Origin of the sequence: Xanthomonas sp. JAI131 (assembly GCF_013410075.1) — a bacterium.
In the GTDB taxonomy this organism is placed as follows: Bacteria; Pseudomonadota; Gammaproteobacteria; order Xanthomonadales; family Xanthomonadaceae; genus Xanthomonas_A; species Xanthomonas_A bonasiae.
In genome coordinates this window covers 1,037,374-1,058,745 of sequence record NZ_JACCCN010000001.1, presented here as the reverse complement: position 1 = coordinate 1,058,745, position 21,372 = coordinate 1,037,374, and the positions used below count along the sequence as shown (strand labels likewise).

Annotated in this window: 19 protein-coding genes and 1 pseudogene; 7 read left to right on the top strand and 13 right to left on the bottom strand. The window is 65.0% G+C overall.

Annotated features, from left to right (window positions below):
- The first annotated feature begins 73 nt into the window (after positions 1–73).
- Complete coding sequence (locus tag HDC36_RS04360) at positions 74–1,135, top strand: helix-turn-helix domain-containing protein (protein WP_179564740.1); 1,062 nt, start codon at positions 74–76, stop codon at positions 1,133–1,135.
- Positions 1,136–1,471: 336 nt separating this feature from the next.
- Here the strand turns inward: HDC36_RS04360 and HDC36_RS04355 are convergent, their stop codons facing one another.
- Both HDC36_RS04355 and HDC36_RS04350 read right to left on the bottom strand, forming a co-directional pair.
- Positions 1,472–2,395: an alpha/beta hydrolase gene (locus HDC36_RS04355; protein ID WP_179564738.1), complete on the bottom strand. Its 924-nt coding sequence runs from the start codon at positions 2,393–2,395 to the stop codon at positions 1,472–1,474.
- Between the two features lie 84 nt (positions 2,396–2,479).
- On the bottom strand, positions 2,480–3,121 hold the full coding sequence (locus tag HDC36_RS04350; RefSeq protein ID WP_179564736.1) for an isochorismatase family cysteine hydrolase: 642 nt from the start codon (positions 3,119–3,121) through the stop codon (positions 2,480–2,482).
- 176 nt (positions 3,122–3,297) lie between these two features.
- Here HDC36_RS04350 and HDC36_RS04345 point away from each other — a divergent pair, with 176 nt between their 5' ends.
- Positions 3,298–3,921 carry a response regulator transcription factor gene (locus HDC36_RS04345; protein WP_179564734.1) on the top strand — a complete coding sequence of 208 codons (624 nt, stop codon included), beginning with the start codon at positions 3,298–3,300 and terminating at the stop codon, positions 3,919–3,921.
- Between the two features lie 325 nt (positions 3,922–4,246).
- Here HDC36_RS04345 and HDC36_RS04340 read toward each other — a convergent pair whose 3' ends face one another.
- From HDC36_RS04340 to HDC36_RS04330, 3 genes are all read right to left on the bottom strand, one after another.
- Entirely contained in the window at positions 4,247–5,041 is a 795-nt protein-coding gene (locus HDC36_RS04340) for an SDR family oxidoreductase (protein ID WP_179564732.1), read from the bottom strand.
- Between the two features lie 117 nt (positions 5,042–5,158).
- Complete coding sequence (locus HDC36_RS04335) at positions 5,159–5,650, bottom strand: cupin domain-containing protein (RefSeq protein WP_179564730.1); 492 nt, start codon at positions 5,648–5,650, stop codon at positions 5,159–5,161.
- A gap of 220 nt (positions 5,651–5,870) precedes the next feature.
- Complete coding sequence (locus HDC36_RS04330) at positions 5,871–6,482, bottom strand: hydrolase (RefSeq protein WP_179564728.1); 612 nt, start codon at positions 6,480–6,482, stop codon at positions 5,871–5,873.
- Between the two features lie 356 nt (positions 6,483–6,838).
- Between HDC36_RS04330 and HDC36_RS04325 the strand changes: the two genes are divergently transcribed.
- The gene (locus HDC36_RS04325; protein WP_179564726.1) at positions 6,839–9,952 is read left to right on the top strand and encodes a two-component regulator propeller domain-containing protein; all 3,114 of its coding nucleotides are present in this window, start codon (positions 6,839–6,841) and stop codon (positions 9,950–9,952) included.
- Positions 9,953–10,149: 197 nt separating this feature from the next.
- Here HDC36_RS04325 and HDC36_RS04320 read toward each other — a convergent pair whose 3' ends face one another.
- The 7 genes from HDC36_RS04320 to HDC36_RS04290 form a co-directional block, all read right to left on the bottom strand.
- Positions 10,150–11,001, bottom strand: coding sequence for an oxidoreductase (locus HDC36_RS04320; protein ID WP_179564724.1), 852 nt, complete (start codon positions 10,999–11,001; stop codon positions 10,150–10,152).
- 198 nt (positions 11,002–11,199) lie between these two features.
- Positions 11,200–11,757 (bottom strand): thioredoxin family protein, encoded by a 558-nt coding sequence (locus HDC36_RS04315; protein ID WP_179564722.1) that lies wholly within the window; start codon positions 11,755–11,757, stop codon positions 11,200–11,202.
- A 37-nt stretch (positions 11,758–11,794) separates the two neighbouring features.
- A complete protein-coding gene (locus HDC36_RS04310) occupies positions 11,795–12,211 on the bottom strand; it encodes an organic hydroperoxide resistance protein (protein WP_179564720.1) in 417 nt (138 codons plus the stop codon).
- A 32-nt stretch (positions 12,212–12,243) separates the two neighbouring features.
- On the bottom strand, positions 12,244–12,750 hold the full coding sequence (locus tag HDC36_RS04305; RefSeq protein WP_179564718.1) for a cytochrome P460 family protein: 507 nt from the start codon (positions 12,748–12,750) through the stop codon (positions 12,244–12,246).
- 23 nt (positions 12,751–12,773) lie between these two features.
- Positions 12,774–13,841: an alpha/beta hydrolase gene (locus HDC36_RS04300; RefSeq protein WP_255432585.1), complete on the bottom strand. Its 1,068-nt coding sequence runs from the start codon at positions 13,839–13,841 to the stop codon at positions 12,774–12,776.
- A gap of 31 nt (positions 13,842–13,872) precedes the next feature.
- Positions 13,873–15,204 carry an epoxide hydrolase gene (locus HDC36_RS04295; RefSeq protein ID WP_179564716.1) on the bottom strand — a complete coding sequence of 444 codons (1,332 nt, stop codon included), beginning with the start codon at positions 15,202–15,204 and terminating at the stop codon, positions 13,873–13,875.
- Positions 15,205–15,267: 63 nt separating this feature from the next.
- Positions 15,268–16,008: an SDR family oxidoreductase gene (locus tag HDC36_RS04290; RefSeq protein ID WP_179564714.1), complete on the bottom strand. Its 741-nt coding sequence runs from the start codon at positions 16,006–16,008 to the stop codon at positions 15,268–15,270.
- Between the two features lie 252 nt (positions 16,009–16,260).
- On the opposite strand from HDC36_RS04290, the gene HDC36_RS04285 reads away from it, so the two are divergent.
- From HDC36_RS04285 to HDC36_RS04275, 3 genes are all read left to right on the top strand, one after another.
- Positions 16,261–17,004 (top strand): response regulator, encoded by a 744-nt coding sequence (locus HDC36_RS04285; RefSeq protein WP_179564712.1) that lies wholly within the window; start codon positions 16,261–16,263, stop codon positions 17,002–17,004.
- 68 nt (positions 17,005–17,072) lie between these two features.
- The gene (locus tag HDC36_RS04280; protein ID WP_255432584.1) at positions 17,073–18,359 is read left to right on the top strand and encodes a HAMP domain-containing sensor histidine kinase; all 1,287 of its coding nucleotides are present in this window, start codon (positions 17,073–17,075) and stop codon (positions 18,357–18,359) included.
- A gap of 204 nt (positions 18,360–18,563) precedes the next feature.
- Positions 18,564–18,908, top strand: a complete 345-nt coding sequence (locus tag HDC36_RS04275) for a hypothetical protein (RefSeq protein WP_255432583.1) — start codon at positions 18,564–18,566, stop codon at positions 18,906–18,908.
- 131 nt (positions 18,909–19,039) lie between these two features.
- On the opposite strand, the pseudogene HDC36_RS04270 reads toward HDC36_RS04275, so the two are convergent.
- Positions 19,040–19,294 (bottom strand): annotated as a pseudogene (locus HDC36_RS04270) (DNA/RNA non-specific endonuclease); the annotation flags it as partial.
- Positions 19,295–19,348: 54 nt separating this feature from the next.
- On the opposite strand from HDC36_RS04270, the gene HDC36_RS04265 reads away from it, so the two are divergent.
- On the top strand, positions 19,349–21,334 hold the full coding sequence (locus tag HDC36_RS04265; protein ID WP_179564708.1) for a hypothetical protein: 1,986 nt from the start codon (positions 19,349–19,351) through the stop codon (positions 21,332–21,334).
- Positions 21,335–21,372: the final 38 nt, after the last annotated feature.

The window sequence follows — 21,372 nt, the reverse complement described above, 5'->3', positions numbered from 1 at the left end:
ACAGGCGGCGACCGGCGGGGATAAAAGCGGGCGCGCGTCCTGTAGCATGAGCGCGAGCGGACGGGGGCCCGGGATGACCAGCAACAGCACAAGCCATGTCGAGGTCGAGGCAAGCGTTCGCGCGCCGATCCGCCACCACTTCAGCACATGCGACGTCGCACGAACGCAGCAACTGGTGGCATGGCGTGATCGAACCTCCTCTTTTCTCGAGATAGCGGTGTCGCACGCACAGGTGGCTGACGGGTTTCGCGCCACGCTCGACCATTACCAGGTCGATGGCATGAGGTTTATGCACGCCTGCACCGACCCGATCACGCAGACCCGCACGGCGCCACAAATTTCCACGGACACCATGCGCGATTATGTCTTTCACATGCTGCTGGTGGGGGGCGGCGGCGTCGAAACCACAACCGGTCTGTATCCGCGGCGCAAGGCGCTGCAATCCCGGCCAGGCATCCTGGCGCTGGACATGGGCCAGACGATGCGCATGGAGCGGGAGTGCAGGAGCCGGGTCATGGCCTTGTTCCTGCCGCGAGCCCAGGTGGAATCGGTGCTGCCCGATGCGGAAGCGCTGCATGGCCGCGTGATCGACTACGTTTCGCCGTGCGCGCGCATGTTTCTCGGCGAACTGGAGGCGCTTTCCAGCAGCATCGATACGATGAGCGTGGCTGAAGCCCGCTCGATGATGGCCACATGCGCGCACCTGATCGTCGGGGCCTTCGCCAAACAATGCGGCCTGAGTGGCGACGCGCGCGCCGCGATCCGCGCGGCGGTGTTCGGGAGGGTACGGCGGCATGTCGAGCAGCACTTGCACGAGCCGGAACTGTCGCTGGAGAGCATCGTCGGTGCATCGCGGCTGTCCCGCGCCGCGCTGTATCGCCTGTTCGAGCATGAAGGCGGCCTGGCCACCTACATCCGCAATCGCCGGTTGCGCGAGGCCGCGGACGAACTCATCCGATTCCCGAAGGCACCGGTCGTGGAGATCGCTTACGGCCTGGGGTTCAGGAGTGCGGCGGATTTCAACCACGCGTTCCGCCGCGCGTATGACATGCCGCCCCGGGACTTCCGTGCCCTGGCCAGGGCGCGCCAAAGCCGGGCATCAGGCCAGAAGTCCGTCGCTTCCATCACGCCGTGAATGGCAAGGACCGACACTTGCAGACCGCCGGACATGCGTCGCGCTATCGCTTGGAGATGCAGATTCGGCGCAGCGCCAGAACTGCCCGGCGAAATGTGCGGGGAGGGACGGGAGCTTGGATTGGGTGATTAGAGAGCGTTAACGCAGGCAGGCACTGCCTGCGGGCAGGCAGCGCCACCGTCGACCATCGCGTATCACCACGCGTTCGCAACAGTCATCCTTGCAATCTGCTCGCTCCCCGGCAGCTCGCGTGGAAATGAACCACCCAAGTGCCGTTCGCCGAGGACGACCGCATCGTGAATGCGAGTCGGTTCCTCGCATACTATTTCTCTCGCGTTACTTGTCCAGAAAGGAAACGAGCGCAGGGATCGTCTGCTCTGGCGCCTCCTCCATCAGCCAGTGGCCCGAGCCCTTGACGATGACGCCTTCGACATTGGTATCGACCAAGCGCGCTTGGTCGATCAGGAACTGGCCACCGGCCTTCTCGCCGGACAACACCAGCATGGGGACATGGAGCGGGGTCCGGGCGAAGCCGGCGAAGTCCTTGGCGTCCTGCTCGAAGTTGCGGAAGTATTCGAAGCCGGCGCGCATGCCTCCCGGCTTGGCGTACTGCGCGGCGTAGAACTGCCGGTCCGCCTCGGAGATCGAACGCGCGCGATCGGCAGCGAAGTCGTTCCAGAAATGCTCGAAGTAGATGCGTTCGCGTCCATCGACCAGCTTGAGCGGCACCTCTCCATAGAAGTGAAAGTGCCAGAGGTCGCGCAGCAACCAGACCTTGGTCCAGTCGCCTACGCCCGGCAGGAAGGCGTCCATCAGCACGACACGCTCGACCTGATCGGGGTACTGGGCCGCGTAGGCGTAGGCTACCATCAGGCCGATGTCATGGCCGACGATTTTGACCTTGGGATAGCCGAGCGACTGCACCAGCGCATGGATGTCCTGGGCCATGGACTTCTTGTCGTAGCCGCCTTGCGGTTTCGAGGACGAGCCTGCACCCCGCAGATCGGGTGCGATCACCACATGGCGGTCGGCCAGTTGGCGCATCAGCGGACGCCACATGTGGCTGGTCTCGGCATAGCCATGCAGCAGCACGACCGGTGTGCCGGTGCCATGGCCGGCCTGCAGGTAGTGCAGCGTGACGCCATTGACGTCGGCCGAGCGGCTCTGGATGGGATCGTTTGCCGCATGGGCGTTGGATATGGCGAGAAGCGTCAGCAATGCGATGACGGCATGCTGGAAGGATCGAAGCAGCGTTTTCATGGTGATTCCTCGTTAGGAGCGTTGCGGGGAGGGACGGTTTCCTCCGGCCACATGGGCGCCGTTGCCGGCAGAGAAGGAACTGGGTCATGGATCGGCGGTGAAGGGCACGCGTGCCAGGAACTCTCGCGTCGTCAGTAGTTCATGGGCATAAGTGGGCCCGTTGATTTCGTGTGCGTAGAACATCACGTCGTGACTCGAGGCCGCGGTGGCATCGGTGACCAAGGTGACGTGGTAGCCCAGCTCGCTGGCATGGCGGGCGGTGGTTTCGACGCAGAGATTGGCGATCAACCCGACCACGACGACGTGGCTGATGCGCTGTTGCTTGAGCAGGAAATCCAGGTCCGTGCTGACGAAACCGTTAGCGCCCCAGTGTTCCTTGGCCACGGTGTCGCCGGGCGCCGGCATGAAGTCCGGATGCCACTGGCCTCCCCAGCCGTTCTTCAGGAACGCCTGGGCTTGCGAGATCACCTTCTGGTAGGGGGTGGGCTGCTGCCAGCGGTCGAAGTCGTTGGGTTCCGCGCGGTGATGGGGCACGAAGAACAACGGCCATCGGGCGCAGCGGATCGCCTGCCGGATCCGGCGCAGGTTCGGCAACAGGTCGACGGCCACGGCAACTTCGGCCAAGCGCGGCCAGAGCTTTCCGCCATCGGACAACGAATCGTTGTAAGGGTCTACCAGCAGCAGAGCGGTATGGCCCGGTGGATAGAACGGCCCCAGCGAATCCATGGCAGCGTCTCCGGGCGCGCCGGTGCGCCCACGACGCCAGCTTCGGCCGGTCGTCGCGAGGCGACATCGCAGAGAATGGTGGCGCGCGCGTCCTCCATTTGGGGGATCCCGCTGCCGCCCCGGGTTTGCGGTACATTGCACCGCGAACGACAGAGGCGGGCGTAGCGGAGCAGGGCATGGCCATCCGGATACTGACCATCGACGATCATCCACTGGTACGGGAAGGCATTTCCGCCATGCTGGAGGTCGAGCAGGACTTGATCGTGGTAGGCGAGGCCGGCGATGTCGACAGCGGCCTGGAAGCGTTCCGCCGCCTGCTGCCGGATATCGTGCTGGTGGATCTGCAGATGCCAGGCTGCAATGGCATCGAGTTCATCCGCAGGCTGCGCGGGGAGTTTCCCGCAGCCAAGGCGGCAGTGCTCACGACCTACGGCGGGGATGGCAATGCGCGCGAGGCGATGGCGGCGGGTGCGTACGGCTACCTGCTGAAGAGCTCGCTGAGGGGCGAACTGATCGACGCGCTGCGCAAGATCGCGCAGGGAAAGCGTTGCGTGTCCGCCGAGGTGTCGCAGGAGATTTCCCGGCACATCGGCGAGGAAGCGTTGACGGCGCGCGAACTGACCATCCTCACGGCGCTGGCGCGGGGCTGGGAAAACAAGCGGATCGCCAACGAGATGGGGATCTCGGCCGAGACCGTCAAGTCGCACCTGACCCGCATCTTCGAAAAGATCGATGCCAGCAATCGGACCGAGGCATTCCAGATCGCGCTGCGCCGCGGCCTGGTGAGGCTGGACGATTGAACGGCTGCTCTGTCCAGGCGATGAGGGCGGCGGCAGCGTACCCCTCAAGGGGAGTTCACGACACCGACTGCAGGGCGCCGGTGGACGCCGCGGCTTCCGCCTGGTCGAGCAGCAACATCGGTTGCGTCCGCGCGACCTGCTGCTTCCAGCCCGGTGTGCCTCGCGGTTGACGAGGCGGCGGGCGATGGTGCAGCAACGTCGCGCCGCCTCGTCGAGGGAGCGGCACTGCCTTGGCCTCGGTCGATCGCGATTGGCAGCAGCGCGATCCAGCCGGCATCGGCCCGGTCGGCAATCGCTGCTGCGCCAGCGCGGTTTTCCCGCCAGTTCAGACAACGGAGCGCACCACGCCACCATCTACGCGTACGGCCGCGCCGGTAGTGGCCGAGGCCTGCTCCGAGGCAAGATAGACACTGGCATTGGCGATTTCTTCGACCGTTGCGAGGCGTCGAATCAAGGAAGTCGGGCGGTGTGTGGCAATGAAGTCGCGTTCGACCTCCGCCTGCGGAATTCCCTTCTCCGCGGCGATTTTCCCAAAGAAGTCGCCGACGCCTTCGGATCTCGTGGGACCCGGCAAGATGGCATTGACGGTGACCCCTGTTCCGGCCAGCGATTCGGCGAGACCGCGCGACACGGCGAGCTGTGCGGTTTTGGTTGCGCCGTAATGAACCATCTCCGCGGGGATCTGCACCCCTGATTCGCTCGAGATGAATTGAATGCGGCCCCAGCCACGCAGGGCCATTTCCGGAGCGTAATGCCTGGCAAGGCGAATGCCACTGAGAACATTCACTTCAAAGAATCGCATCCAATCTTCGTCGGGAATATCGAAGAAGGCTTTCGGCTCGAAGATACCCAGATTGTTGACAAGGATATCCGTGGCCGAGACGGCGCCAATCAGCTCCTGTGCGCCCTTGCTTGTCCCCAGGTCGGCGGCGATGCCCGATACCTTGGCATGGGGAACGTTGCTGGTAATGGCAACGACCGCATCGTCCACGCGCTGATGGGTACGGCCAGTGACAATCACCCGAGCGCCAGCGGCGGCCAGGCCATTGGCAATGGCAAGGCCAATGCCAGCGGTCGAACCCGTGACGATGGCGGTCCTGGTGTTCAGATCGATTCGCATGGAAATTTCCTCTGGCGGACTTCGGCGATGTTGTTCCTGGGATTGCTCGGGCTCGATGGGGCCGCGCATTGCAGCACCATGACATCGGCCGCTCTTCTCCGAGCGCGACGGGCGGGCTCAGCGCTTGGACTGCGGAGCGTCAGCGGGATTTTCGTAGACCGTATCCGTCGGCCCGAATCCGGTGATGAGGACGGTGACCGCCTCGTCGCCGGTCTGCGCGAAATGCGCGGCATTTGCCGGCTCGGTGTAGACCGAACCGGCCGCCAGTGTCTTGAGCTTGCCTGGGTCGAATTTCTGTCCGTAGCCGAAACGCCACGTGCCCGACAACACCGTCCCGACGCGGTCACCGGCATGATGATGCGCGGGGATGGCGGCATGTGGGGCCACGCGAAGCAGTTGGCTGTAAGAGCCGGGCTGCGATGGATCGCCGAGGATGGTGACCACCTGCACTTTCGCATTGCCAGAGCCGCCTGCGCCGCCCGTGGGGGAAATGGCAGAGAGTTCGCCGGGTGTCTTTGCATAGTTATCCGAGAACGTCGGGGCACTCGTCTGCTGCGCATGCGCATCCACTGCAAGAGCAACCAGGAATGCAGTCATCAGCTTGTTCATGTGGGCTCGTCCTTTCGGTGATGTTTGAATTCTCTGCGCCCTTCATGGGCGAGGCGGCCTGCAAGTGCGTGCAGAAGCCTGGTTCCGTGTCGTGCCGGATCGGGTTCCGCATGGCACCATCGACATGGCCACGCGCCCGCTGGCGTTCCGCTTGAGCGGTTGCGTTCCTTGCACGAGTCGGCCCGAGGTGACGAAACGCAAGGTGCCTTGCAGCGCCGCGTCAATGGTCCTCGACCGCGAAAAGAATCTCGGCGAAGCCGGGCACGGTCGCCTCCCGGTTCCAGTCGCGCTGCAGCTCGCAGATCAGTTGCACCCAGCTTGTTGGCTTGGCACCGGCCTGGAGCAGTCGGTCGAGGGCAGCGTTGTGGGCCTCGAGCGAGGTTCCTGCGCAGGCATCAACGACGGGGTAAACCTCGAAACCGTCCTCGATGGCGTCCAAGGCAGGATGAACCAGACACACCTCCGTCCATAGCGCCGCCACGATCAGCTTCTTTCTGCCTGTCGCTTTCACTGCGGACACGAAGTCCTGGTCCTCCCAGGCGTTGATGGAGGTGCGGTCGATGATCGGGATCTGCCCGAGGACGTCGGTAAGTTGATGGATCGTGGGCTGGTTTCGCCCGGTGGAGACGTTCACCGACGAGAGCACGGTCGGCAGCCCGTAGAGCCTTGCGATACGCGCCAGCGCCGTGATGTTGGCGACCAACTGACGCTTGTCGCGCGAGGCGATCGAGCTCACCTGCACCGGCTGGAAATCGATGATCACCACAGCGGAATTCTGTGGGGTAAGCAGGTGGTCGGTGACCGCATCTCGGGCGCTGGGATATGACGTCATTTCGAAGATCCTTTGGGAGAAGGAATGTCATCGGCGCGGTCAGGAGCACCGCGGATCAGGAAGGCCTCCAGGAGAGCGGCATGGCCCGGCGAACGGACTGGCCGCAGTGAATCCATGGCAGGTGCTCCGGGCACGTGCCGTGGCGTCCACGACATCAGCATCGACCGATCTTCGCAGGGCGGCATCGCGGGAAACGGTTGGTCGCCCATCCTCCATTTGGGGGATTTCCCGTGTTGCCCGCGTTCGCCGATCGTCGCGCGCAGCCGGATGCAGCGCTTCACCTGCTGCGCCATACTCCTGACGTCCATCCCGGCGAGGGAGATCGCCGGGCACATCCCTCTGGCTACGACATACCCATGGCCCCTCTGGTCTCCGCCGTGCTGTCCTTCCGGTTTGGCGAGCCGGACGGTGGTGCGCGCCGTCTCCTGGATGCTGGCTTCGCCTTGCTCCTGCTCGGCTTGTGCGCCACGGCACAAGCCCTTTCTCCCGATCGCGCGTTGTCGCAGCTGCGGCATGACCGATGGACTCCCGACCAGGGAGCGCCGGCGCAGGTCATGTCGATCGCGCAGACGCCGGATGGATTCCTCTGGCTAGGATCGCGACAGGGCTTGTACCGGTTCGATGGGGTGCGCTTCGAGCGGATTACCCGGATCGCAGGCGAGGCCATCGTCGACGACGACATCCTCAACCTGTTCGCCGACGAAGACGGCAGCGTCTGGATCGGCTATGTCAGCGGCGGCATGAGCCGCATGGGCGGGCCACGTCCAGCGAACTACGCGTATCAACGCGACGACGTACCCGTCGGTTCGGTGATCGGGTTTGGACGGGACGCGACGGGGCGGCTGTGGGCAGCCACGTCGGCCACGATCGTGTATCTGGACCTCGGCACGGATACGTGGAAGGCCCCTGGGGATATGGGCTTCGATCCGGCGTGGTCGCCGCAGCGCTTGTTCGTCGACCGCGAGAAGGGCATGTGGGTGGCCTTTTCGGACGGAGCGCAACACGGTATCGCGTACCTGGCGCCCGGCGCGAAGCGGTTCGAGCGCGTGCCGCAGTCGATCGAGACTCCATTTTTCGACCAGGCGTCGAATGGCACGCTCTGGGCGGCGGACGAATGGGGCGTCCGTCCGCTTGCGCAGGCAATGCCGCTGCCCGGACACGCCGGAGCCACGGCCAGTTGGCTTGCACCGGATTTCAAGGGCGCCGGCCTTCGCTTCGACCGCGATGGCGTGATGTGGCTCGCCACCGCGGATGGAATCGCGCGCGTACGCGATCCCGCCAAGCTGCATGCGCCGGACAAGGTCCATCCCGCGCCGTCGCCGGAATACTTCGGCACCGCGCAGGGATTGACCTCCGAGGTGGTGTGGACGCTGTTCGAGGATCGGGAGGGCAACATCTGGACCGGTACCGCCAACGGCCTGGACCGCTTCCGTGAGAACGCGCTGGCCGCGATCCGCCTACCGCGGCGCGAGCAGGCATTTTCCGTAGAGGCGGATCGCTCGGGCCGCATCTGGACGGGCAATCCCGACCAGGGGCCGATGCGCGTCACCCCGGATGCCGACCAGGCCAACGGCGCGCTCGTGCAGGAAGTCGGGGGTGCGGATGACGGCGTTACCGCACTGCATCGCGATGGTGCCGGAAATCTCTGGGTCGGAGACGCCGACGGCGGGTTGTGGCGCACCGACGGGGCAGGGCTCCGGCCTGTCCCGCTGCCGCCGGAGGTCGCCGGTGGCGGCAGGATCGTGACGATGGCCAGCGATCACGAGGGCGGACTGTGGCTGAGCAAGGTCAATGGTGGATTGCTGCGGTTCCACGAGGGCCGGTGGGAAGCACAGAACGCCAAGTACGGCATGGCACCGGGGACCGCGCCGCGGGCGCTGGTGGAGGACGCCCAGGGCCGGATCTGGTCCGATGCGGGACAGACGATCCGGGTGTTCGAGCACGGCGGACACCATGATTTCGATGAAGAAGGACCGGGTGTCGGTCGCATCGCGGTGCTGCGCACCTGGAAGGGCGAGCTCTGGATCGGTGGCGTGCAGGGCGTGGCGGCGCGCATCGGCGAGCATTTCCAGCGCCTGCTGGGCCGCGGTGGCGAGGCGTTCGAACGCACAGCCGGGATCGTGATGCTGGCCAATGGCGAGGCCTGGTTCATCGGGCGCCCCGGCGTCACCCGGGTGCCCGCTAGCGAGATCGCACGCTGGCGTGTGCAGCCGTCCTATCGTGTCGCCTTCGATCGATTCGGGGTGTTGGATGGCTTGCGAGGCGCAGCGGAGCAGAGCGGTGCTTCGCCGGTCGCAGCGGCCGACGGCCAGAGTCGGATATGGTTCGCGACCAGTCGCGGCGTCCACTGGATCGATCCGCGGGAGCTCCAGCGCAGCACTGCGGGTCCGGGTGCCGAGCCCGTCGTGCTGACCCTGCACGTCGATGAAAAGAATCTACCGCTCGCATCGTCGCTGACCCTGCCGGCCGGTAGCCGGGACCTGCGGATCGGCTACACGGCGCCGTTCCTGCGCAGGCCCGAACAGGCCCGGTTCCGTTACCGCCTGGATGGACTGGACGATGACTGGCGTGACGCCGGCGCTCGACGCCAGGCGTTGTACAGCCGCCTGGCCCCGGGCACCTATCGGTTCCGGCTCATGGCGGGCGACGGGGCACGGCCGTGGTCCGAACGGGAAGCGGCGTTTACCTTCGAAGTGATGCCAGCGTTCTGGCAGACCTGGTGGTTCGCACTGGCCTGCCTGGTGGTCACGCTGCTGCTGGTCTGGTGGCTGGTGCGTTGGCGTGTGGCGATCGCGCGTGAGGGCCTGCAGCGGGCGTACCGTGCCCGTATCGGCGAGCGCGAGCGTATCGCACGCGATCTGCACGATACGCTGCTGCAATCGATGCAGGCGCTGGTGTTCCTGGTGGATGCCGCGCGGGGACGGCTCGAACGCGGCGATGGCGAAGCGGCCAAGGCCGGGCTTTCCCGCGCGATACGCGAAGCCAATGCCGGGCTGGTGGAAGGCCGCGACCGTATCCGCGACCTGCGGCAGCAAGGCGCGGAGCGCCAGGATCTGGAAGCGGCCCTCTGCGACCTGCCGAAGAAACTCGAGATGTCGCCGGATTTCGCCTACGCGTTCAGTACGCGGGGCAGGCCGGTCCGCTGGCATGCGTCGGAGCAGGACGAGGTGTATCGGATCGTGCGCGAGGCGGTCGCCAACGCGGCGCGCCATGCCGGTGCCACGCACATCCGCGTCCGCGTGACCGCTGGATGGCTTGGCGTCATGGTGGAGGTCAAGGACGATGGTTGCGGGATCGAAGCGAAACTCCTGGCACGCGGCAACCGGGATGGCCATTGGGGACTGACCGGCATGCGTGAACGGGCGAGACTTTTGGGGGCAACGCTCTCGGTGACATCCAGGCCGGCGGAGGGCACCGTCGTGCGGCTGCGCCTGCCACGCTGGCGCGCGGTGAGAGGCGCTGGAGTTTAGGTCGGGTTTTGGCTCCATCCACTCAAGATGCTCATGCGATGGCATCGCCGCTGGCACTGATGGCGTGACGACGCAGCCACGCTGAAGATGCTTCATTCCGGCCTCGATCGCGCTCGACGCAACAGCGGTGTTCCGCGAGCGCCGCGGCAAGGCTTGGTTGCCACGGAACGACGACGTTGCCGGTGCCGCTTACAGCGCTACGCCGACCCCGTAGCGGCGGCCGCAGCAAAGTCGGTGGAGATGCTCAGCGGCCGCCAGCGTTCGAGTTCGGCCATGCGCGCCGTGTCGGCGGCGCCGATGCTGGCCACCGCATCGCTGCCCAAGGCCAGCCGCAGCGGCGGTGCATCCATGGCCGCCACCGCGAGGATGACCTGCGCTGCCCGCGCCGGGTCGCCCGGCTGTCGGCCGTTGTAGTCGCGCTGTCGGCGTGCCGTGGCGCCGACCACGGCATCGTAGTCGGCGCGGCCTTCGCGCAGCGAGCTCGATGCGCCGGCGAAGTCGGTGCGAAAACCGCCCGGCTCAAGGAGGGTGACATGGACGCCGATCAGGGCCATCTCCAGCGCCAGAGACTCGGAGAACCCTTCCACGCCCCACTTGGCAGCGGAGTAGGGCGCCCTTCCCGGGGCACCGAGGCGGCCGCCGACCGATGACAGCTGCAGAATCCGTCCGTTGCGCTGCGCACGCATGATCGGGATGGCGGCCTTGGTCAGGATGATGGTCCCGAACAGGTTGGTCTCGATCTGGCGGCGGAACTCTTCGAGCGGGGTGTCTTCCACGGAATCGACGTCGCCGTACCCGGCATTGTTGACCAGCACGTCCAGTCCGCCGAAGGCGTCGACGGCGGTCTGTACGGCATGGCGAGCGGCGGCGGGATCGGTGACGTCCAATCGCACCGTGCGCACCGCATCGCCGTAGCGTTCGGCGAGGTGCTGCAGTTGGGCCGGGTCGCGGGCGGTGGCGACCAGGCGGTGGCCGGCATGCAGGACGGCGTCGGCGAGGGCGCGGCCCAGCCCGCGCGAACTGCCGGTGATCAACCAGGTGGATGGCATGAGGGAATGCTCCGGTGGTGTCGAGGGAAGCAGGTTGAAGCGCGGCAGCCGAGTGAAGTCGACGGTGCACGGTTACCGCTCGCAACGTGTGGCGTGTTGCTGCAGGACAGCGTCATGGTCGAACAATCGCTCTGTCGGTTGCATGTGCCCAGCTGGCGTCGCCTGGCGAACGGAGCCGGTTGCAGCTGCTTGGCGGCGTCATCCGCCTGCGGTCTGCATCGCCAGCAGCCTGCGGATCTGCGCCTCGGTGGCGGCGTAATCGCCTTCGCCGACGTGCCGATAGACGATGCGGCCCTGCTGGTCGATCAGATAGAACGCCGGCCAGAACTGGTTGCCGTACGCGTGCCAGGTCTGGAAGTCGTTGTCCTGCGCGACCGGCCAGGTGATCCCGAAGCGCTTCACCGCGGCCTCCAGATTGGGCAGTTCTTTTTCCTCGTCGAACTCGGGCGTGTGCACGCCGATCACCACCAGGCCCTGGTCGGCATAGCGGGCGTGCCACTGCTTCACATGCGGCATGACGTTGCTGCAGTTGATGCACGAATAGGTCCAGAACTCGACCAGCACGACCTTGCCGCGCAGCTGCTGCAGCGTCTGCGGCGGGCCGTTGAGCCAATGGCCGGTACCCTTGAACTCGGGCGCCAGCGGCGCCGGCGTGCTAGGGCTGGGCCGCACCGGGTCGGCCGCGGCGCCAGGCGTGCAGGCACTGGCCGCGATGCAGGCGGCCAGCAGGGTGACGATGGGACGAAGTATGCGCATCGGAAAATTCCTTGCCGACGAAGGGGAGGGGATGGCTTTACGCGACGGAAATCCGCACGTCGATGTTGCCGCGCGTGGCCTTCGAGTACGGGCAGATGCGATGCGCCGCTTCCACCAGCGCCCGCGCCTGGGCCCCGTCCAGGCCGGGCACGCTGACGTGCAGGCGCGCCTGCAATTGGAATTCCTCGCCGGCGATGCCCAGGTCGACTTCCGCATCGATCGCGGTCTGCGCCGGCAGCACCAGTTGCAGCGTGCGCGCGGCCTTGCCCATCGCACCGTGGAAGCAGGCCGACCACCCTGCGGCGAACAGTTGTTCGGGGTTGCTGCCGGGCTTGCCGCTGCCCGGTGGCGACAGCGCGATGTCCAACTGGCCATCGTCGCTGCGGGCGCGGCCGTCGCGGCCGCCAACGGTGCGTGTCTTGCCGGTGTACAGAACCTTGTCGATCGCCTTCATGACGGTTGCCTCTCGATTGGGCGCCGTGGGATTCACGGTGCGTAATGGGTGAACACGTAGTCGCGCTGCTTGACCCGGGACGTGTGGCAGGCCGCGCAGGTGCGGTGCTGCGCCTCGTCCACCGGCTGGCCATCGACGAAACGGCCGTAACCCCAGCCGCCGGTGGCGGCATAGCGCTTGGCGTCCTTGACCATCACCTGCACGGTGGTGGCGTGGCCCGGAATGGTCGCCGTCGCGAAATCCGGCGAGGCCTGGCGCTTCCAGGCGCGCTTGACCAGCACCGAGCCGTCGGGGAACGGCAGCACCCCGTCGCGATAGGCGCGCATCGCCACCGGGTTGCCGACCACCACCCGCAGCTCGTCCAGCGGCGCTGCTTCCTCCGCAGGGGCGACCAGGGGCCAGTCGCGGTAGCCCTCCGGCAACGCCACGCCGTAGATCGGCGACACCGGGCGGGGCGTTTGCCCGCAATGCGATGCCCAGCCCAGGCCGAGCGCTGCCGCGACGATAGCGAGCGCCGCGGCGTAGTGAACAGGTTTCATCGTGTCAGCTCCGGTGGCCGCGGTCAGAGGGCGGACGCATCGATCACCGCCTGCGCGAACGCCACCGGCGCCTCTTGCGGCGGGTTGTGGCCGATGCCGCCGGGCAGCAGGCGGTGTTCGTAGCGGCCGGTGAACTTGCCCGCATAGGCCGCCGGATCCGGATGCGGGGCGCCGTTGGCGTCGCCCTCCAGGGTGATGGTCGGCACGCCGATGGTCGGCGCCTTCGCCAGCCGCCGCTCCAGCGCGGCGTACTTCGGCTCGCCCTCGGCCAGACCGAGCCGCCAGCGGTAGTTGTGCACGACGATGGCGACGTGGTCCGGGTTGTCCAGCGCGACCGCGCTGCGCTCGAAGGTGGCCTGGTCGAACGTCCACTGCGGCGACGCCAGCTGCCAGATCTGGCGCGCGAACTCGTGGGTGTAGCGCGCGTAGCCGGCGCGGCCGCGCTCGGTGGCGAAGTAGTACTGGTACCACCATTGCAGTTCGGCCTGCGGCGGCAACGGGGTCTTGCCCGCCTCCTGGCTGCTGATCAGATAGCCGCTGACCGAAACCAGCGACTTGACGCGCTGCGGCCACAGCACGGCGACGATATCGGCCGTCCGCGCGCCCCAATCGAAACCAGCGAGGTTGGCGCGTTCGATGTGCAATGCATCCATCAAGGCGACCACGTCGGCAGCCAGCGCGGCGGGTTCGCCGTTGCGTGGCGTGTCCGCCGACAGGAACCGGGTGCTGCCGTAGCCGCGCAGATGCGGCACGATCACGCGATAACCCTTGGCCGCCAGCAGCGGCGCCACCGCGGCATAGGCGTTGATGTCGTAGGGCCAGCCGTGCAGCAGTACGACCACCTCGCCCTTGGCCGGCCCCAGTTCGGCGTAGCCGATTTCCAGGTCGCCGGCGACCACGCGCTTGTCCGCCAGCAACGCGCGGGGCGACGGCGAGGCCGAGACTGTCTGCGCTGCCGTCGGTGCGGCAGGCGGTGCCGGAGCGGCCGCGGCCATGCCCGTCGCCAGCAGCTGGGCAGCCAACAGCGGCATCAGGCGGGACATCTGGATGCGCGGCGAGCGCGAGGCGGCAACAGCTAAAGATGGCAGCATGGTTTTTCCTCGAAAGGCGGTGGTCAGTGACTCAGCGTCTGGCGCGGAGCGGGCGGAAGGCGGCGCGCAATTCGGCGCTGAATCGCTGCGGCTGTTCCCAGGCGGCGAAGTGGCCGCCCTTGTCCACTTCGCTGAAGTAGTACAGCGTCGGATAGGCGCGTTCGGTCCAGGTCCTGGGTGCGCGGTAGATCTCGCCCCGGAACACCGAGACCGCGACAGGCACGCTGATCTGCGTGGTCCTCTGCGCGGCAGCGCTGAAGTTGTTGTTGTTGTTTTCCCAGTAGAACCGCCCGGACGCGGTAGCGGTGCCAGTCAACCAGTACAGGCTGACGTCATCGAGGATGGCGTCGCGGCCGAGCACGCGCTCGGGTTCGCCGTCGCTGTCGGTCCATTGCACGATCTTGTCGTACATCCACGCGGCCAGGCCGACCGGCGAATCGTTCAGCGCATAGCCGATCGTCTGCGGGCGGGTGACCATCATCGCGCCGTAGGCGGCATTGCGGCCGAAGAAGCGGCTGAGCGTGTCGTAGGCGATGCGTTCGTTTTCCGCCAACCCGGCCGGGGCGGGCGCGCCGTCGTTGATGCCGGCGACCAGTTCGCTGGGCACGGTGGCGGGCATGGTCAGATGGATGCCGAGCAGGCCGGCAGGCGCCTGCCGCCCCATCGCGTCGGAGATGACCGAGCCATGGTCGCCGCCCTGCGACACATAGTGCCGGTAGCCGAGCCGTTTCATCAGCACGTCCCAGGCGTGGCCGACCCGCTCCGGGTTCCAGCCCAGCTCCGTCGGTATGCCTGAGAAACCGTAGCCGGGAATGGACGGGATCACCACATCGAACGCATCCTCGGCGCGGCCACCGAATGCGGTCGGATCGGTCAACGGCCCGATCGTGTCGACGAACTCCAGCACCGAGCCCGGCCAGCCATGCGTCAGGATCACCGGCAGCGCGTTCGCATGCGCCGAGCGGACATGGATGAAATGGATCACCACGCCGTCGATGGTGGTCGTGAACTGCGGCAATGCATTGAGCCTGGCCTCCAGCCGGCGCCAGTCGTAGCCGGTCGCCCACCAGCCGACCAACGCCTGCAGTTTCGCCAGTTGCAGGCCCTGGCTGTCGTCGGCCACCAGCTCGCGGTCCGGCCAGCGCGTGGCCTGCAGGCGGCGACGCAGATCGGTCAGTTCGCTTTCCGGTACATGGACCTTGAAGGGACGGATTGCACCGTCGACCCGCGGCGGCGCCGCCGCGCGCGCAGCCTGCGTCGGCAGCAGGCCAAGCAGTGCACTGCCGGCAGCGGCAGCGGTGGCCGCACCAAGCAGGCGACGACGGGACGGGCTGGCGGCATCGTTGGGCGGGGCGATGGACATGGCGGATACCTCGTGGCGCAAGGAAGAGGGGAGACGCAGGGGAGGGGGCGCGGGACGTTCGACTCAGATCGCCCAGCCGCCATCGATGGTCAGGCTGGCGCCGGTCATGTAGCCGGCCTCGCTGCCGGCCAGCCACGCCGCCAACCCGGCGACTTCCCCGGGCTGGCCGACGCGGCCCAGCGGATTGCGCTGCACCAGTTGGTCGAGCAGGCCGGCGGTGATGTCGGTCGCGATCGGACCGGGCTGGATGTTGTTGATGGTGATGCGTCGTGGCGCCAGGTCCAGCGCGAGCTCGCGCACCAGGGTGGCCACCGCGGACTTGGTCATCGCGTAGACGCTGCTGCCGACCGAACCGCTGCGCACCGCGGTGTTGCTGCCGATGGTGATCAGGCGGCCGCCGTCGCGCATGGCGGCCGTGGCCGCCTGCACGGCCAGGAACACCCCGCGCACGTTCACCGCGAGCATCCGGTCCAAGACATCGGTGCGGAATTCGGCCAGCGGGCTGCCGTCGTAGATGCCGGCGTTGACCACCGCGACCTGCAGCGGGCCGAACCGCGCCACGGCCTGCGCCACCGCGGCCGCGATCGCGGCCGCGTCGGCGCTGTCGGCCTGAATGGCGAGCGCCTGGCCGCCTTCGGCCTGGATCGCGGCCACCACCTCGGCGGCCTTGTCCGGCTGGGAGACATAGGTCAGTGCGACCGCATGTCCTTCGCGCCCTAGGCGCAGGGCGATGGCCGCGCCGATGCCGCGCGAACCGCCGAAGACCAGTGCGGTGGTGGAGGAGGGCTGTGCGATGGCGCTCATGCGGGTGTCCTGTGGGCTTGCCGGCGGAAGAGCCGCTGGCGTCGGAGGCCATTGGATGCCCGCGCGGTATCCGGCAGGTGTCGCCGGCCCCGGGGATTTGTCGGGTTTTCGCGCAATCGCGGCCGTTGATACACAGGCATACAAAAGTCCGCGTCCGGCGCCTGGGCGCGGTGCCGTCGGGCCGGCCAAGCGGCGATACCATGGCCAGCAGGGCCCGTGCGGGCCGCAAGAGCGAACGACACGGAGCCGCGGATGACGACCCATACCGACCACATCCTGGTCGTCGACGACGACGGCGACATCCGCCAGTTGCTCGGCGATTACCTGCGCCGCAATGGCCTGCGCGTGACCCAGGCCGCAGACGGACGCGACATGCGCGCCACGCTGGAGACCAGCGATGTCGACCTGATCGTGCTGGACGTGATGATGCCGGGCGAGGACGGTCTGTCGTTGTGCCGGAACCTGCGCGCCGGCAAGCATCGCGCCGTGCCGGTGGTGATGCTGACCGCACGCGACGACGAGACCGACCGCATCGTCGGCCTGGAAATGGGCGCCGACGACTATGTGGTCAAGCCGTTTTCGTCGCGGGAACTGCTGGCGCGCATCACCGCGGTGCTGCGCCGCGCGCGCATGCTGCCGCCCAACCTGCAGGTCAGCGAGGCCGCGCGCCTGATCCGCTTCGGGCAATGGCGGCTGGACACCACCGCGCGGCACCTGCTGGACGAAGCCGGCACCGCGTATCCGCTCAGCGGCGGCGAGTTCCGGCTGCTGCGCGTGTTCATCGATCACCCACAGCGAGTGCTCAGCCGCGACCAGTTGCTGAACCTGACCCGCGGCCGCGACGCGGAACTGTTCGACCGCTCCATCGACCTGCTGGTCAGCCGCCTGCGCCAACGCCTGGGCGACGACGCGCGCGAACAGACCTTCATCAAGACCGTGCGCAGCGAAGGCTACGTGTTCAGCCAACCGGTCGTGCTGGTCGGCGAGGACGCATGAAGCCGACGGCGCGCTGGCGATGGCCGCGCACGCTGGGCGCGCGCCTGCTGCTGATCCTCGCCGCAGGCATGCTGCTGGCGCATGGCCTGTCGTTCGCGTTGCTGTTCTACGAGCGCGCCATGGCCACGCGCTCGATGATGTTGAGCAATATGGAGGACGACGTCCCGCTCAGCGTCGCGCTGCTGGAACGCCTCACGCCCGACGAGCGTATCCAGTGGCTGCCGCGGCTGGAGCGGCGGACCTACCGCTACCTGTTGCGCCCGGCGCGGCCCGGCGCCGCGCTCGCCAGCGACCGCGCGCGGCGGGTCGTGGCGCTCGTCGACGACGCGCTGGCGCACCGTTACGCATTGCGGCCGCGCGCGGTGTCCGCCGTGCCCGAGCGCTACGAAGTCGAGCTGACCTTGTCCGATGGCCGGCCCCTGACCATCGAAGTGACGCCCTCGCTGCTGCCGATCGCGCAATGGTTGCCTTGGGTCCTCGCTGCGCAGGTCGTAGTACTGCTGGCCTGCGTCTGGCTGGCGGTACGCCTGGCCACGCGGCCATTGGTCCGGCTGGCCGAGGCCGCCGACCGGCTGGACGTGGCCGGGCAGGGCGCCGCGATCGCCGAACAGGGGCCGCGCGAAGTCGCAACCGCGGCGCGCGCCCTCAACGCATTGCAATCGCGCGTCGCCGCGCACGTCGGCGAGCGCATGCAGATCCTGGCGGCGATCTCCCACGACCTGCAGACGCCGATCACGCGCCTGCGTCTGCGCATCGAGTCGCTCGACGAAACCCCTGCGCATGCACGTCTGCTGGACGACGTCACCCAGCTCGGACAACTGGTGCGCGAAGGGATCGACTACGCACGCAGCGCCAACCTCGCCATGGGCGCACCGGTACAGCTCGATCTGCCGGCATTCCTCGACAGCGTGGTGGGCGACTACGAAGACATCGGCAAGCCGGTCGAACGCCTGCCGGGCGACCGCGCCACGCTGCAGACCCATCCGCAGGTACTGCGCCGCATCGTGCAGAACCTGATCGACAACGCACTGGCCTATGCCGGCAGCGCCCAGGTCGGCCTGACGGTGGACGCGGAGGGAAGGACGAGCATTGCCGTGCTGGACCTGGGACCCGGCATCCCCGAAGCATCGATGGCTGCGGTGCTGCAGCCGTTTCATCGCCTGGAACCTTCGCGTGGGCGCGCGAGCGGCGGCACCGGCCTAGGCCTGGCAATCGCCGAGCAGCTGAGCCGGTCGCTGGGCGGGCGTTTGCGATTGAGCAATCGTGTAGGGGGTGGGTTGTGTGCGGAGGTGGAGTTGAATGTGGGAGTGAAGTTGAGTGCGAAGGGAAAGGATGGAGTGGAGAAGAAGGCGTAAGGAAGACCAAAGGCCTCGCATGCGAGGCCTTTGCTTTTTGCCCCGCGGCTCCTTGACGAGGCAGGTGGGCAGGTATGGAATTGGCAGCGGCAAGATGCATGTCTATCCTCGTAGACGTTTTTAACAGTCATCGAGTTGTCGCTTGCGGGCCTATCTGGCCAGCAGTAGGGTTTCTGCAACGCGTTCCTCGTCAAGGACCGAACGATGAAAACCATCTCCAGAGCATTGCTCGGAGTGGTCGTGCTGGCGACTGGCCTCTCTCCAGTCGCCGAGGCAGCGGACCAAGTGACGAACCCAGGCGACGTCATCGACGGCATGGGAGAGCGCGTCCCCCCGGGCAAGAAGAGCGTTAGCCTATCCCCGCTGTTCAAGGTCGACACCTTCGAAAAATCGGGGCTGAAATTCGTTCAAATCAACTATCTGCGGGACGAGGTCATTACGGTCATCGTCGTGACCCCAGGCGCCGAGTCCCGTCTGCCGATCGGCTCCGCAGCGGGCCAGCCACTGCTCTTGATCAACAACGAAGCCGCGAGCTTGCAGTCCGGATAAGGAGCAATGGCGGGACGCTTGGACTCGTCGCTACTGAATCGGCGACTGCCGGGATGTGCCAGCCCAAGTCTGGGAAGCCCCGGTTGGACTGGGGGTTGGGGCGAAGCTGTGTAGTGCTGACGTGCGATCAGCTCAGGTGTCCGGGTGCCGTGGCTGGAGAGGAAGTAGTCATTAGACGTATCTCCGAAGACAACGCCACCGTAGACCTTTAGTGGCTTGATGTCGCGGCAGCATTCGACCATGTTCTCCGCCTCCACCCAGATGCCCTGATTGAAGCCAGAGACCTGGACGGCGATGTTGGTCATGTAGTGCGACCGGCGGATGTAGGTCGCGTTATGGTCCATGTGGTTGGACGTGACCAGAGAGCTTTCATAACCAACGTCGTAATTTCACACCCAAATAGCTTAACTGGGAATGTCCTCAGACATGGAGGTAGATCCATGCTTCGTGTGCAGCAAAGATTCAGCACTCTTGCGCTTGTAACCAGCCCGAAGGGCAATTTGAACGTTCTTGGTATTGGTATTGGAACCGAACAAACGGACCCTCCTCAGTTACAAAACGTCGCTTGGCAATCAAACGCACGAGGCGAATGGATGATTCCCAGCTATCCAGTCCCTGGAAAACAAGATCATCCGATCGACAGCATCACGGCGGCGAAAGGCGGCCATGGTACGGTTGAGGTAGTAGTGCGCTATACCCATGACTTGCGCCTCTGGGTTGCTGCACGCCAAGAGAGTAATGATTTATGGCAGCAAAATTTTGATTCCATAGTGGTCACAGTCGATCGATACGATCCTCCGCTCTTGGTTCCGGGAAACGCTAATCGGCTACAAATGCTCGCCATTAGGCAAAAGGACAGGACGATATGCCTTGCCGCCTGGCAAGACTTAGACGGAAAGTGGAAATATAAAGATCATAGTTTGGATGGCGCTCAGCGTTATACCAGTTTCACTGCGGCTCGAGATGCGGAAGGGTTAGTGCGAGTCGCAGGGGTCCTAGAAGATGGGCGAGTTAAAATTGCTGCTTGGCAGAGTTCAGCAGGTACATGGGCACCTGACGCTGGCGTGGTTGAGGTCTACGGCGAGTTCAAAGACGTACTTATGGCGGATGGCCACTCAACTTTATTCTTGATAGGTATTTTGTCGAACAATATCCCTACGATCATAGGTGTAAAAGCACGCGGCAAGCATTGGAGCTTTCCTGCCAATGGATCTCTAACATTATCTGAGGGACTTGATAACTATGTAATTGGAAAAGGTGAAAAAGGGCGCCTCCAACTTATAGGGCTCAGGGATGGAGACGTATACTGTGTCAGCTCATCGGATGATGAAGATCATTGGTCGCCCTCCAACAGTCCAAGTAGACTTACAAGTGGTCTTGAACTACAAAACATCTGGACTGAGCGGGGCGACGGAAAGCTGCAAGTAATAGGTATTGACCGACATGGCAAGCCTAGCGTCGTGCTTTATCAGGGGGAAGATGAAAAATGGCACCGAGGACGCTCCCTTGCGTTAGAGGACGATTCTGGGCGATGGAGCAGCATCCATCTGGCAGAGGTGCTGAAGGCTTACATAAATGTCCCAGACAATTATAATCGCTTTACATACACAGGCTACAGGCCGCCAATTAGCGAGACCCTCACCCATATTCAAGGGATGGCGCAGTATAAAAATTACTATATCATGACCCATGATGTAATAAGGGGAAACTCATTGATTTATATTTTCAACAGGACAACCAAGAAGCAAGTTCACAAACTAGAAGCACCTCATGGCGACTATCATCACCCCGGAGGCTGCCAGATTATCGGTGATTATCTCGCGATCGAAATCGAGAAGGGTGACGAATCCTATGTGCTTTTTTACTGGCTAGGAACGCTGACGGATACTAGCTCCCCCATCCTCATGCCTGCCAAGATAAAAACGGAGGGCAAGACGGGCGCGAACTGCATTGGCATATCGGATGTGAAAACACGGAACGGCCGAGAGTACGTGATTATAGTCAGGTCAAACGAGGGAATGACTGTGTATCGCTCCAACGGCTTGTATCTGGATGATCCGGAACTTGAGTTTATCAGAGATTTCAACGGCTCGTTTCGCAAGGGAGAATCTACTGGTGCGGACAGTATCAACCTTGTGACACAGCAAGATGGTGAGCTTTTCGCTTTGGTCTTTGCTGGCAATGAAAAGGACTGGCAGTCTGATTACTTTGACTTGTACAGGATTGATTTGCTGGATAAGGAAGTTAAATTCATTAGAACGCGCAGCATAACTGTAAAATCTACAGTTGATTTTATAATGGGATTTCGGTATGGCGCGGGATCCGTTGTGGTAGATCAAGACACTTTGAATATTTACTGCTGTGGCCGGCAAGCAATCCCTACCACTAACTTCCTTCTTATAGATGAGTTCGATTCAAGGCATTGAATTGATACATAAGACAACTCCTCTATTAAGGAGCTCCA

Coding starts and splice junctions, on each gene's coding strand:
- HDC36_RS04320 (WP_179564724.1), bottom strand. CDS start 11,001: ATGCCATCCACCTGGTTGATCACCGGCAGTTCGCGCGGGCTGGGCCGC.
- HDC36_RS04300 (WP_255432585.1), bottom strand. CDS start 13,841: ATGCTGCCATCTTTAGCTGTTGCCGCCTCGCGCTCGCCGCGCATCCAG.
- HDC36_RS04305 (WP_179564718.1), bottom strand. CDS start 12,750: ATGAAACCTGTTCACTACGCCGCGGCGCTCGCTATCGTCGCGGCAGCG.
- HDC36_RS04265 (WP_179564708.1), top strand. CDS start 19,349: ATGCTTCGTGTGCAGCAAAGATTCAGCACTCTTGCGCTTGTAACCAGC.
- HDC36_RS04330 (WP_179564728.1), bottom strand. CDS start 6,482: ATGACGTCATATCCCAGCGCCCGAGATGCGGTCACCGACCACCTGCTT.
- HDC36_RS04345 (WP_179564734.1), top strand. CDS start 3,298: ATGGCCATCCGGATACTGACCATCGACGATCATCCACTGGTACGGGAA.
- HDC36_RS04350 (WP_179564736.1), bottom strand. CDS start 3,121: ATGGATTCGCTGGGGCCGTTCTATCCACCGGGCCATACCGCTCTGCTG.
- HDC36_RS04340 (WP_179564732.1), bottom strand. CDS start 5,041: ATGCGAATCGATCTGAACACCAGGACCGCCATCGTCACGGGTTCGACC.
- HDC36_RS04285 (WP_179564712.1), top strand. CDS start 16,261: ATGACGACCCATACCGACCACATCCTGGTCGTCGACGACGACGGCGAC.
- HDC36_RS04360 (WP_179564740.1), top strand. CDS start 74: ATGACCAGCAACAGCACAAGCCATGTCGAGGTCGAGGCAAGCGTTCGC.
- HDC36_RS04355 (WP_179564738.1), bottom strand. CDS start 2,395: ATGAAAACGCTGCTTCGATCCTTCCAGCATGCCGTCATCGCATTGCTG.
- HDC36_RS04335 (WP_179564730.1), bottom strand. CDS start 5,650: ATGAACAAGCTGATGACTGCATTCCTGGTTGCTCTTGCAGTGGATGCG.
- HDC36_RS04315 (WP_179564722.1), bottom strand. CDS start 11,757: ATGCGCATACTTCGTCCCATCGTCACCCTGCTGGCCGCCTGCATCGCG.
- HDC36_RS04310 (WP_179564720.1), bottom strand. CDS start 12,211: ATGAAGGCGATCGACAAGGTTCTGTACACCGGCAAGACACGCACCGTT.
- HDC36_RS04295 (WP_179564716.1), bottom strand. CDS start 15,204: ATGTCCATCGCCCCGCCCAACGATGCCGCCAGCCCGTCCCGTCGTCGC.
- HDC36_RS04290 (WP_179564714.1), bottom strand. CDS start 16,008: ATGAGCGCCATCGCACAGCCCTCCTCCACCACCGCACTGGTCTTCGGC.
- HDC36_RS04275 (WP_255432583.1), top strand. CDS start 18,564: ATGAAAACCATCTCCAGAGCATTGCTCGGAGTGGTCGTGCTGGCGACT.
- HDC36_RS04280 (WP_255432584.1), top strand. CDS start 17,073: ATGCTGCTGGCGCATGGCCTGTCGTTCGCGTTGCTGTTCTACGAGCGC.
- HDC36_RS04325 (WP_179564726.1), top strand. CDS start 6,839: ATGGCCCCTCTGGTCTCCGCCGTGCTGTCCTTCCGGTTTGGCGAGCCG.